Here is a 12,053-nt window from a genome sequence, read left to right as displayed (position 1 = left end):
ATATAAAAGTTATACAAAATKGAATATAMGGGTCAAGAAAATTAATATCCTGCGCAAACTTGAGCGGCACAGTCACGCCAGCAATACGCGATTCAACATCAAGCCTAAGAACAGGCTTCTTCGGATCAGCATTAATAGCGGCAAGAACATTATAAAGATCAAAGGGCAAAGAAAAAGGAAATTTCGTCGTGACAAGTTGCTTCCAACGGTTTGCGTGATCCTCCGGCTTTGATTTAGGAAGATCATCACCCGGACTAGGTTCCGGGTTCGGTTCCGGGTTCGGATTCGGATTCGGGTTCGGTTCCGGGTTCGGTTCCGGGTTCGGGTTCGGATTCGGATTCGGGTTCGGTTCCGGGTTCGGGTTCGGATTCGGCTTCGGATCAAGCAATTCATCGGGACGATTCAACGGATCACCGCCCGGCTCTGGATATGGAGCCTCAATCGGAATGACAATCTCAACCTTGTCCGGAAGATCCCCAACTTTTGGATCAGGATCAATCCCAGGCGCAATTAGAGGCACAAGAGGTTGCGGAACTTTAGACACATCCGGAATATCAGATTGAGAAACCGGAATAGCGATCGTAGCTGGACCAGTGTTATATCTCTTGGCCGTAACATTCTTCTTACCAACGTCAGGAGAACTCTTCTCCGGATGAAGATAGTTATAATGCAAAACAGCACTAAAAACATCAGAATATACAGAAGTCACTTCATAGTACCAGGTAAAAGGATACGTATCGACATTCCCATACCCACCGAGAACATCAACATTATAGTTTGGATCATCAGAAACTAAACGCCAATCTGTCCAAGACCGACCATACTTAACGCCACGTGATACAGCCTCAAGACGGTATCCAGGAAAAATTCTCACATAAGTACCTTTCGCAATCGCATTAGAGAGACCCTCCGCATACTTATTTTGTTCATACGCATTTTTAAAAACGTTGTATGCTTCTAAAATAACATCGAGACCAGTCAAAAACAGCGCCGAATCCAAGACAACTTTTCCAAAACCGGGACGCGTCGGGATCGGAATCACTTCCGCATTGTTCAGCGCCCGATCCAGAGCCTCAAGACGTTGCTTTGTTTCGACAGGAGTCGACTGAGACATAAGCTCCTCATACAACTCCATATTCCAGCGTTCACGAGCCCGTTCCATCGCAGATTTATTTGCATACTTCACCATCGACTTTTCAGCGATCCCATACATAATTTTTTCCGCAGTCGACCCGGCGACAATGCGAAGAATCGGAGCGGCCACCGCAGAAGCCTGGAGAGGACGAGAAAAAACTAAAAAAACCAGTGCAAAAACAGAAATAAATATAATTGCTTTTCTCATATTATCGTTTTCACTCCTACAAGAAAAGGTCACTTGAAAAAGTGACCTTATCATCGGCAAGGTTAGCTATCAGCAGTATAACTTAAAACGAAAGTCATACGACAAGACGAAAGAGGAAGGATTAAATGACAATGTGACAAGGGTAACGAGACATGGCTGGGGCGGTCGGCGTTAGCCGATCCGCCAGGCGTGCCTCGTTGCATAGAAATCAAATTAAAAATCAGTTCGCGGCAGATTTGAAAAAACGAATCGCCTTTCGTACGCCCCAAGATAAAGCGAAAACGCCAAGTGCGTACGGGAGAACAGCAAGCATTGTATCCTTAACATCACCAGCAGCAGACTGAAAAGCTGTTGAAATTCCCTCAATTGCGGCGCCCAGAATCATTTTCTCACCTCCTTTCAAAGCTATCTAAAGAGCCTAGAAATACCATAAGACAGCAAATAAAAAAATGTATAAAGAGTAAGAGACACGGAAACACCAATGAAAAAGGCATCAGTGTCAAAATACTTTATCTCCACGGATCGAACACCGCCTTTGCAACCAAAAAACCAACAAAAAGCCCAATTACAATAGACAGCATAGAAAAAAAATCATTGATATAGGGAACAAGACTCTTAGACAGAGTCACAACAACTGGCTTATCCATACGACCGCGCCCCGCTCCGCGCGGGCGGGGCCCCGCAAAGCACCCCTTCCCGCGCGGGCGAGGGGCGCAGACGTGCAATAATACGCTTAACACGACCCCGACTAACACGACGCCTAAGCGAAAAAGATGACCTTACATACTTCATCGCGACAATCACCCAATGGAAACGAATGAGAGATAATCGAAACCCTTAACCCTAGTACGCACACCACGAGAGGTAAAATAATTCTCAAGTATAACATCAGCCTGAAAGGGATACTGGAGCTGTTCCATCGATTTGTAAACATCAAGAGATACGGACGTACGGCGCGGAATATATCCAACACCGTCATGATCCTCATCCAAAACAATAAAGTGGACAGTTGCCCCAATCTTGCGTTCTCCCGTCTCAGCATCAGTAAAATCATAAGGACGAGCACCCAGCACAATGACCTTATCCATTACATACACACTCCCCGAATGTTTTTTCGTCAGACACATTACTTTTAAAAAAATAGTACTAGAAAAATATACATTTTTCTAGTACTTTCTACATCTTTTTATCGACATTTTCCGACAATTTTTTAAGATATTCAGTGACAGCCGCCTCAATAACCTGCTGATATGTTCCCTCCTTCTTAATCATTTCTAAATCCCTTTTCTTTAAACGGATAGTGACACGCTCCTTGACATCAAGAAGATCCAACCTATTGCGTCCCATACTATCATAATAAATTAAAATATAATATAATAAAAGAAGTATATAAAACTATTCAAGAGCGTTCGACCAACCGGACGCTTTTTTTATGTTCAGAAACTCCGCGCGTAAATCAGAATGAGAAAGCGGAGACATGCCGCACTGGACACGATAACGATTAATTTTATCAATGTGAGCATCCGTCAATCTATCCAAACCATCAAGAACGATTCTCTCAAAAACCTCATAGTCAGCTAGCGCCAAAACAACCGCCGACATGGACGGAGACACTTGACGTTCGATCCAGTCAACAGTATCCTCTATCGTCCTATCCGGCGCGACACGGGACAGCGACAGCTTGTCCACCTCGCCAATAAATTTATCCCACCAATCACATATCGGCCAGCGAGACTTGTTCCCATCCGAAACAGGACGACGGAACATAATATACGATGCCAGCACAGATCGCGCCACACGGCCGATCATATCCGCACCATGAGCAACTAGATAAGCAGCCGCTTGTGCTCTCTCATCCCTCATGCGTATCTCTGTCCTTTGCCAAAAATCCACATCAACCTGCTTACCGGCAGACAAGCGCTCAAGACGCTTATCGTACATAATAACACTAATGCGGCTGTCGTCGGAGCCGAACCGCACCGTTTTTGACAAAACCCCACCGTCGGCAAGCTGATAGCCAGAGATCACGCGCGCCTGGCGGAAGCGACTGGTCAACTCCGCCTTTTTCACTTTCTTTTCAACAGTGCCAAGCGAGAAATACCCCTCAAAGTCATCAATAGCCAAATCGACGCGGGTAAAACGACCGCAAAATAAGATCTGACCAAAAAGCACATCCCAGTCCTTGCCGATCCGCTCGTACTCCCGACAACCCTGCCCCGTGATCTCAAGATGCCAACCCATATCCTCCCGACCACCACCATAGAGCGCGATGTGTCCGCTCCGATAATGGAATGTATACCCATATTTTCCAGCGTCGATTTTGCGGAAATCGCCAAAATCAAGACCTATAAACTCAATTATTTCCCGATCACTGAGAGAAGCCGGAAAAGTCGCTTGAACCCAGTCGACACAAGCCCTCAGACCGATCGACGATGTAGATAGTGCCCCCCTATTAGCATACGGGGGCACTAAAAGAGTTTTTTCATTTCCCAAGATGAATCCCCCTCTACGAAATTGGAAAAAAATTTAGTCGCCAAGGGCGGTCGGACGGGGCAGAATGCCGCCGCCGACCGCCCGAGACAGAATTATGCTATGACAATACGCGTCAAGGGGCTTTCGCGGCATATGCTCCCGCGCCGCGCCGGCTGCAAGATCGAGCCGGCGATCCGGCGCGGTCCGCTATTCCACGATCCCCTTGACGCCCTGGCCTGGACGCCTGGAATCATCGCGATCCGGGAGCGTCAAAAGATCCTGAAAAGAATAGCCGCGCTCAGAAGCCTGATATGCAAGACGTATCAGCAACCCAACAATATCAGCACGCGAATAAGAAAGACCATACGCACCGACATTGCGGAGAAACTCATTCTCACGCTCAACAAGCTTATCCAGCATGCCGAGCGTTTCGAGGGAGAGGCGGAAGGATGTCGGTTTAGTCATAACGACACCCCCAGCAGGCGATCGCGCCAGTCAGAATCAGCCGGAGCAGTGATTCGACGACGGCCCAAAAATGCAGTAACATAAGACACGTCGCCCAAGCGATGAGCGATCACAAAGATACCGGCTGGATCAAAAAACACGCGATCAACCAGGACACAAGCCTCACGCATCGAATCAACAACGAGACGCACCTCATTAAGATCAAGAGCAAGCACTTTTTCAAGATAGTCAAAATCAATGTACATTTGACCGTTCGCATCAACTTTGAACATGTGTAGCACCCCTTCCGTTTTTCTAATTACATTGTACTACACATGTATTACATCGTCAACATTCTTTTAAAATTTTTTGCTGTTCCAGGATCGCAATCTGTTGCGCGACAGGAGCCGGGATCACTTTCCCCTCATAAATAGCCCTCATGTCAGCGATTAAATCATCAAGGTTAAAAATTCGCATTGTATCATAGCGATTCGCGACCCAGGAACGATAGAACGACACGCGCACACTTGCAGGCAACTTCGTCTGATACCACTTGTACGCATAAATGAACATCGTCACTTTGAAAAGAGACAACCATTTAAAGAATGAGGCATTGTTAGCCTTGCGATGCTTAACCTCATACTCAACAAGACCACGTATCTGTCTATCTATCATCCGATCAGACTGACATACAAAAATAAAATCAAAACCGAACTTCCGCGATTGCGAAAGAAACTTGATCCACTTCTGCCGCGACTGGCGCTCATGCATCCAATCGCGGCTGTTGAACATGATGCCAGCCTCGTCAATAATGACCAGGCATTGACTTTCCCTGCCGAACCAGCCATTTTCCATAGAAAGTGACATGAGATACTCAACCGTAATTTCATCATTAAAATGCCAATTCTTCAGCATCCTGTCCCATTTCCGGCGACGGAAGGGAAGAAAACGCCCCGGCGGACGGATCGGAAAGTTAGCAACAACATGCTTGCCGCGCGCCACCCACTGCAAGCCCAACTCTAGGGCATGATACGACTTACCCGAACCAACCGAACCAGTATAAAGCGAGATCATCATATCACCTCTAATCTATATATCTGACAAAGCGAAGTATCCACCGGACACCGTACCAGATAAGAATAGCCGCGACATATGCCGCCGTAATCGTCAGCATTTGACCGACAGGAACAAAATAATTAATGTATGACATTAAATCAGAGAACCCCGACAGCGTTTTACGAAAGGAATCCGTCTGAAACGGCGAATCAGGAAGCCAACCAATTGATAAAACAGCAAGACTATATAAGAAATCTAATATCCAATCGACCACCACACCCACTATTGACCGCCCCCTAACAGCCTTCTAGTAGCTAAGATCAAAAAAATCACATATGAAATCAATATAAAAGTTCTAAAAAATGGAATATACGGGTCAAGAAAATTAATATCCTGCGCAAACTTGAGCGGCACAGTCACGCCAGCAATACGCGATTCAACATCAAGCCTAAGAACAGGCTTCTTCGGATCAGCATTAATAGCGGCAAGAACATTATAAAGATCAAAGGGCAAAGAAAAAGGAAATTTCGTCGTGACAAGTTGCTTCCAACGGTTTGCGTGATCCTCCGGCTTTGATTTAGGAAGATCATCACCCGGACTAGGTTCCGGGTTCGGTTCCGGGTTCGGATTCGGATTCGGGTTCGGTTCCGGGTTCGGTTCCGGGTTCGGGTTCGGATTCGGATTCGGGTTCGGTTCCGGGTTCGGGTTCGGATTCGGCTTCGGATCAAGCAATTCATCGGGACGATTCAACGGATCACCGCCCGGCTCTGGATATGGAGCCTCAATCGGAATGACAATCTCAACCTTGTCCGGAAGATCCCCAACTTTTGGATCAGGATCAATCCCAGGCGCAATTAGAGGCACAAGAGGTTGCGGAACTTTAGACACATCCGGAATATCAGATTGAGAAACCGGAATAGCGATCGTAGCTGGACCAGTGTTATATCTCTTGGCCGTAACATTCTTCTTACCAACGTCAGGAGAACTCTTCTCCGGATGAAGATAGTTATAATGCAAAACAGCACTAAAAACATCAGAATATACAGAAGTCACTTCATAGTACCAGGTAAAAGGATACGTATCGACATTCCCATACCCACCGAGAACATCAACATTATAGTTTGGATCATCAGAAACTAAACGCCAATCTGTCCAAGACCGACCATACTTAACGCCACGTGATACAGCCTCAAGACGGTATCCAGGAAAAATTCTCACATAAGTACCTTTCGCAATCGCATTAGAGAGACCCTCCGCATACTTATTTTGTTCATACGCATTTTTAAAAACGTTGTATGCTTCTAAAATAACATCGAGACCAGTCAAAAACAGCGCCGAATCCAAGACAACTTTTCCAAAACCGGGACGCGTCGGGATCGGAATCACTTCCGCATTGTTCAGCGCCCGATCCAGAGCCTCAAGACGTTGCTTTGTTTCGACAGGAGTCGACTGAGACATAAGCTCCTCATACAACTCCATATTCCAGCGTTCACGAGCCCGTTCCATCGCAGATTTATTTGCATACTTCACCATCGACTTTTCAGCGATCCCATACATAATTTTTTCCGCAGTCGACCCGGCGACAATGCGAAGAATCGGAGCGGCCACCGCAGAAGCCTGGAGAGGACGAGAAAAAACTAAAAAAACCAGTGCAAAAACAGAAATAAATATAATTGCTTTTCTCATATTATCGTTTTCACTCCTACAAGAAAAGGTCACTTGAAAAAGTGACCTTATCATCGGCAAGGTTAGCTATCAGCAGTATAACTTAAAACGAAAGTCATACGACAAGACGAAAGAGGAAGGATTAAATGACAATGTGACAAGGGTAACGAGACATGGCTGGGGCGGTCGGCGTTAGCCGATCCGCCAGGCGTGCCTCGTTGCATAGAAATCAAATTAAAAATCAGTTCGCGGCAGATTTGAAAAAACGAATCGCCTTTCGTACGCCCCAAGATAAAGCGAAAACGCCAAGTGCGTACGGGAGAACAGCAAGCATTGTATCCTTAACATCACCAGCAGCAGACTGAAAAGCTGTTGAAATTCCCTCAATTGCGGCGCCCAGAATCATTTTCTCACCTCCTTTCAAAGCTATCTAAAGAGCCTAGAAATACCATAAGACAGCAAATAAAAAAATGTATAAAGAGTAAGAGACACGGAAACACCAATGAAAAAGGCATCAGTGTCAAAATACTTTATCTCCACGGATCGAACACCGCCTTTGCAACCAAAAAACCAACAAAAAGCCCAATTACAATAGACAGCATAGAAAAAAAATCATTGATATAGGGAACAAGACTCTTAGACAGAGTCACAACAACTGGCTTATCCATACGACCGCGCCCCGCTCCGCGCGGGCGGGGCCCCGCAAAGCACCCCTTCCCGCGCGGGCGAGGGGCGCAGACGTGCAATAATACGCTTAACACGACCCCGACTAACACGACGCCTAAGCGAAAAAGATGACCTTACATACTTCATCGCGACAATCACCCAATGGAAACGAATGAGAGATAATCGAAACCCTTAACCCTAGTACGCACACCACGAGAGGTAAAATAATTCTCAAGTATAACATCAGCCTGAAAGGGATACTGGAGCTGTTCCATCGATTTGTAAACATCAAGAGATACGGACGTACGGCGCGGAATATATCCAACACCGTCATGATCCTCATCCAAAACAATAAAGTGGACAGTTGCCCCAATCTTGCGTTCTCCCGTCTCAGCATCAGTAAAATCATAAGGACGAGCACCCAGCACAATGACCTTATCCATTACATACACACTCCCCGAATGTTTTTTCGTCAGACACATTACTTTTAAAAAAATAGTACTAGAAAAATATACATTTTTCTAGTACTTTCTACATCTTTTTATCGACATTTTCCGACAATTTTTTAAGATATTCAGTGACAGCCGCCTCAATAACCTGCTGATATGTTCCCTCCTTCTTAATCATTTCTAAATCCCTTTTCTTTAAACGGATAGTGACACGCTCCTTGACATCAAGAAGATCCAACCTATTGCGTCCCATACTATCATAATAAATTAAAATATAATATAATAAAAGAAGTATATAAAACTATTCAAGAGCGTTCGACCAACCGGACGCTTTTTTTATGTTCAGAAACTCCGCGCGTAAATCAGAATGAGAAAGCGGAGACATGCCGCACTGGACACGATAACGATTAATTTTATCAATGTGAGCATCCGTCAATCTATCCAAACCATCAAGAACGATTCTCTCAAAAACCTCATAGTCAGCTAGCGCCAAAACAACCGCCGACATGGACGGAGACACTTGACGTTCGATCCAGTCAACAGTATCCTCTATCGTCCTATCCGGCGCGACACGGGACAGCGACAGCTTGTCCACCTCGCCAATAAATTTATCCCACCAATCACATATCGGCCAGCGAGACTTGTTCCCATCCGAAACAGGACGACGGAACATAATATACGATGCCAGCACAGATCGCGCCACACGGCCGATCATATCCGCACCATGAGCAACTAGATAAGCAGCCGCTTGTGCTCTCTCATCCCTCATGCGTATCTCTGTCCTTTGCCAAAAATCCACATCAACCTGCTTACCGGCAGACAAGCGCTCAAGACGCTTATCGTACATAATAACACTAATGCGGCTGTCGTCGGAGCCGAACCGCACCGTTTTTGACAAAACCCCACCGTCGGCAAGCTGATAGCCAGAGATCACGCGCGCCTGGCGGAAGCGACTGGTCAACTCCGCCTTTTTCACTTTCTTTTCAACAGTGCCAAGCGAGAAATACCCCTCAAAGTCATCAATAGCCAAATCGACGCGGGTAAAACGACCGCAAAATAAGATCTGACCAAAAAGCACATCCCAGTCCTTGCCGATCCGCTCGTACTCCCGACAACCCTGCCCCGTGATCTCAAGATGCCAACCCATATCCTCCCGACCACCACCATAGAGCGCGATGTGTCCGCTCCGATAATGGAATGTATACCCATATTTTCCAGCGTCGATTTTGCGGAAATCGCCAAAATCAAGACCTATAAACTCAATTATTTCCCGATCACTGAGAGAAGCCGGAAAAGTCGCTTGAACCCAGTCGACACAAGCCCTCAGACCGATCGACGATGTAGATAGTGCCCCCCTATTAGCATACGGGGGCACTAAAAGAGTTTTTTCATTTCCCAAGATGAATCCCCCTCTACGAAATTGGAAAAAAATTTAGTCGCCAAGGGCGGTCGGACGGGGCAGAATGCCGCCGCCGACCGCCCGAGACAGAATTATGCTATGACAATACGCGTCAAGGGGCTTTCGCGGCATATGCTCCCGCGCCGCGCCGGCTGCAAGATCGAGCCGGCGATCCGGCGCGGTCCGCTATTCCACGATCCCCTTGACGCCCTGGCCTGGACGCCTGGAATCATCGCGATCCGGGAGCGTCAAAAGATCCTGAAAAGAATAGCCGCGCTCAGAAGCCTGATATGCAAGACGTATCAGCAACCCAACAATATCAGCACGCGAATAAGAAAGACCATACGCACCGACATTGCGGAGAAACTCATTCTCACGCTCAACAAGCTTATCCAGCATGCCGAGCGTTTCGAGGGAGAGGCGGAAGGATGTCGGTTTAGTCATAACGACACCCCCAGCAGGCGATCGCGCCAGTCAGAATCAGCCGGAGCAGTGATTCGACGACGGCCCAAAAATGCAGTAACATAAGACACGTCGCCCAAGCGATGAGCGATCACAAAGATACCGGCTGGATCAAAAAACACGCGATCAACCAGGACACAAGCCTCACGCATCGAATCAACAACGAGACGCACCTCATTAAGATCAAGAGCAAGCACTTTTTCAAGATAGTCAAAATCAATGTACATTTGACCGTTCGCATCAACTTTGAACATGTGTAGCACCCCTTCCGTTTTTCTAATTACATTGTACTACACATGTATTACATCGTCAACATTCTTTTAAAATTTTTTGCTGTTCCAGGATCGCAATCTGTTGCGCGACAGGAGCCGGGATCACTTTCCCCTCATAAATAGCCCTCATGTCAGCGATTAAATCATCAAGGTTAAAAATTCGCATTGTATCATAGCGATTCGCGACCCAGGAACGATAGAACGACACGCGCACACTTGCAGGCAACTTCGTCTGATACCACTTGTACGCATAAATGAACATCGTCACTTTGAAAAGAGACAACCATTTAAAGAATGAGGCATTGTTAGCCTTGCGATGCTTAACCTCATACTCAACAAGACCACGTATCTGTCTATCTATCATCCGATCAGACTGACATACAAAAATAAAATCAAAACCGAACTTCCGCGATTGCGAAAGAAACTTGATCCACTTCTGCCGCGACTGGCGCTCATGCATCCAATCGCGGCTGTTGAACATGATGCCAGCCTCGTCAATAATGACCAGGCATTGACTTTCCCTGCCGAACCAGCCATTTTCCATAGAAAGTGACATGAGATACTCAACCGTAATTTCATCATTAAAATGCCAATTCTTCAGCATCCTGTCCCATTTCCGGCGACGGAAGGGAAGAAAACGCCCCGGCGGACGGATCGGAAAGTTAGCAACAACATGCTTGCCGCGCGCCACCCACTGCAAGCCCAACTCTAGGGCATGATACGACTTACCCGAACCAACCGAACCAGTATAAAGCGAGATCATCATATCACCTCTAATCTATATATCTGACAAAGCGAAGTATCCACCGGACACCGTACCAGATAAGAATAGCCGCGACATATGCCGCCGTAATCGTCAGCATTTGACCGACAGGAACAAAATAATTAATGTATGACATTAAATCAGAGAACCCCGACAGCGTTTTACGAAAGGAATCCGTCTGAAACGGCGAATCAGGAAGCCAACCAATTGATAAAACAGCAAGACTATATAAGAAATCTAATATCCAATCGACCACCACACCCACTATTGACCGCCCCCTAACAGCCTTCTAGTAGCTAAGATCAAAAAAATCACATATGAAATCAATATAAAAGTTCTAAAAAATGGAATATACGGGTCAAGAAAATTAATATCCTGCGCAAACTTGAGCGGCACAGTCACGCCAGCAATACGCGATTCAACATCAAGCCTAAGAACAGGCTTCTTCGGATCAGCATTAATAGCGGCAAGAACATTATAAAGATCAAAGGGCAAAGAAAAAGGAAATTTCGTCGTGACAAGTTGCTTCCAACGGTTTGCGTGATCCTCCGGCTTTGATTTAGGAAGATCATCACCCGGACTAGGTTCCGGGTTCGGTTCCGGGTTCGGGTTCGGATTCGGCTTCGGATCAAGCAATTCATCGGGACGATTCAACGGATCACCGCCCGGCTCTGGATATGGAGCCTCAATCGGAATGACAATCTCAACCTTGTCCGGAAGATCCCCAACTTTTGGATCAGGATCAATCCCAGGCGCAATTAGAGGCACAAGAGGTTGCGGAACTTTAGACACATCCGGAATATCAGATTGAGAAACCGGAATAGCGATCGTAGCTGGACCAGTGTTATATCTCTTGGCCGTAACATTCTTCTTACCAACGTCAGGAGAACTCTTCTCCGGATGAAGATAGTTATAATGCAAAACAGCACTAAAAACATCAGAATATACAGAAGTCACTTCATAGTACCAGGTAAAAGGATACGTATCGACATTCCCATACCCACCGAGAACATCAACATTATAGTTTGGATMATCAGAAACTAAAAGCMAATCTGTCCAAGAC

The 12,053-nt window shown here is 46.3% G+C and carries 17 protein-coding genes and 2 pseudogenes; all 19 read right to left on the bottom strand.

The annotated features are described in order from the left end of the window. Nucleotides 1–1,342: pseudogene (locus tag B1A75_RS15835) on the bottom strand (hypothetical protein); the annotation flags it as partial. 220 nt (nt 1,343–1,562) lie between these two features. After that, nucleotides 1,563–1,727 (bottom strand): hypothetical protein, encoded by a 165-nt coding sequence (locus B1A75_RS20040; RefSeq protein ID WP_176202432.1) that lies wholly within the window; start codon nt 1,725–1,727, stop codon nt 1,563–1,565. Between the two features lie 415 nt (nt 1,728–2,142). Continuing rightward, on the bottom strand, nt 2,143–2,430 hold the full coding sequence (locus tag B1A75_RS15830; RefSeq protein ID WP_079936491.1) for a hypothetical protein: 288 nt from the start codon (nt 2,428–2,430) through the stop codon (nt 2,143–2,145). A gap of 88 nt (nt 2,431–2,518) precedes the next feature. Continuing rightward, complete coding sequence (locus B1A75_RS20035; RefSeq protein ID WP_176202431.1) at nt 2,519–2,674, bottom strand: hypothetical protein; 156 nt, start codon at nt 2,672–2,674, stop codon at nt 2,519–2,521. 63 nt (nt 2,675–2,737) lie between these two features. Then, a complete protein-coding gene (locus B1A75_RS15825; RefSeq protein WP_079936490.1) occupies nt 2,738–3,835 on the bottom strand; it encodes a replication initiation factor domain-containing protein in 1,098 nt (365 codons plus the stop codon). Nucleotides 3,836–4,021: 186 nt separating this feature from the next. Then, the gene (locus B1A75_RS15820; protein WP_079936489.1) at nt 4,022–4,279 is read right to left on the bottom strand and encodes a hypothetical protein; all 258 of its coding nucleotides are present in this window, start codon (nt 4,277–4,279) and stop codon (nt 4,022–4,024) included. Further along, nucleotides 4,276–4,551, bottom strand: a complete 276-nt coding sequence (locus tag B1A75_RS15815; protein ID WP_079936488.1) for a hypothetical protein — start codon at nt 4,549–4,551, stop codon at nt 4,276–4,278. Before B1A75_RS15815 ends, B1A75_RS15820 begins: the two co-directional genes overlap by 4 nt. A gap of 55 nt (nt 4,552–4,606) precedes the next feature. Further along, the gene (locus tag B1A75_RS15810; RefSeq protein WP_176202430.1) at nt 4,607–5,332 is read right to left on the bottom strand and encodes a zonular occludens toxin domain-containing protein; all 726 of its coding nucleotides are present in this window, start codon (nt 5,330–5,332) and stop codon (nt 4,607–4,609) included. Between the two features lie 10 nt (nt 5,333–5,342). Next, nucleotides 5,343–5,597 (bottom strand): hypothetical protein, encoded by a 255-nt coding sequence (locus B1A75_RS15805; protein WP_079936486.1) that lies wholly within the window; start codon nt 5,595–5,597, stop codon nt 5,343–5,345. Further along, complete coding sequence (locus B1A75_RS15800; protein WP_079936492.1) at nt 5,597–7,000, bottom strand: hypothetical protein; 1,404 nt, start codon at nt 6,998–7,000, stop codon at nt 5,597–5,599. The genes B1A75_RS15805 and B1A75_RS15800 overlap by 1 nt, the downstream gene beginning before the upstream one ends. 220 nt (nt 7,001–7,220) lie before the next feature. Then, on the bottom strand, nt 7,221–7,385 hold the full coding sequence (locus tag B1A75_RS20030) for a hypothetical protein (protein WP_176202432.1): 165 nt from the start codon (nt 7,383–7,385) through the stop codon (nt 7,221–7,223). 415 nt (nt 7,386–7,800) lie between these two features. Continuing rightward, nucleotides 7,801–8,088, bottom strand: coding sequence for a hypothetical protein (locus B1A75_RS15795; protein WP_079936491.1), 288 nt, complete (start codon nt 8,086–8,088; stop codon nt 7,801–7,803). Between the two features lie 88 nt (nt 8,089–8,176). Next, nucleotides 8,177–8,332 carry a hypothetical protein gene (locus B1A75_RS20025; protein WP_176202431.1) on the bottom strand — a complete coding sequence of 52 codons (156 nt, stop codon included), beginning with the start codon at nt 8,330–8,332 and terminating at the stop codon, nt 8,177–8,179. Nucleotides 8,333–8,395: 63 nt separating this feature from the next. Beyond that, nucleotides 8,396–9,493 (bottom strand): replication initiation factor domain-containing protein, encoded by a 1,098-nt coding sequence (locus tag B1A75_RS15790; RefSeq protein ID WP_079936490.1) that lies wholly within the window; start codon nt 9,491–9,493, stop codon nt 8,396–8,398. 186 nt (nt 9,494–9,679) lie between these two features. Continuing rightward, a complete protein-coding gene (locus tag B1A75_RS15785) occupies nt 9,680–9,937 on the bottom strand; it encodes a hypothetical protein (protein ID WP_079936489.1) in 258 nt (85 codons plus the stop codon). After that, a complete protein-coding gene (locus B1A75_RS15780) occupies nt 9,934–10,209 on the bottom strand; it encodes a hypothetical protein (RefSeq protein WP_079936488.1) in 276 nt (91 codons plus the stop codon). Before B1A75_RS15780 ends, B1A75_RS15785 begins: the two co-directional genes overlap by 4 nt. 55 nt (nt 10,210–10,264) lie before the next feature. Continuing rightward, the gene (locus B1A75_RS15775; protein WP_176202430.1) at nt 10,265–10,990 is read right to left on the bottom strand and encodes a zonular occludens toxin domain-containing protein; all 726 of its coding nucleotides are present in this window, start codon (nt 10,988–10,990) and stop codon (nt 10,265–10,267) included. A gap of 10 nt (nt 10,991–11,000) precedes the next feature. Next, nucleotides 11,001–11,255: a hypothetical protein gene (locus B1A75_RS15770; protein WP_079936486.1), complete on the bottom strand. Its 255-nt coding sequence runs from the start codon at nt 11,253–11,255 to the stop codon at nt 11,001–11,003. Further along, nucleotides 11,255–12,053 (bottom strand): annotated as a pseudogene (locus B1A75_RS20020) (hypothetical protein); the annotation flags it as partial. The gene B1A75_RS15770 and the pseudogene B1A75_RS20020, both read right to left, overlap by 1 nt.

This window comes from Geobacillus sp. LEMMY01 (genome assembly GCF_002042905.1).
Classification (GTDB): Bacteria; Bacillota; Bacilli; order Bacillales; family Anoxybacillaceae; genus Geobacillus; species Geobacillus proteiniphilus.
Note: the sequence above shows the minus strand (reverse complement) of the source record. Positions and strands in the feature narration are given on the sequence as shown.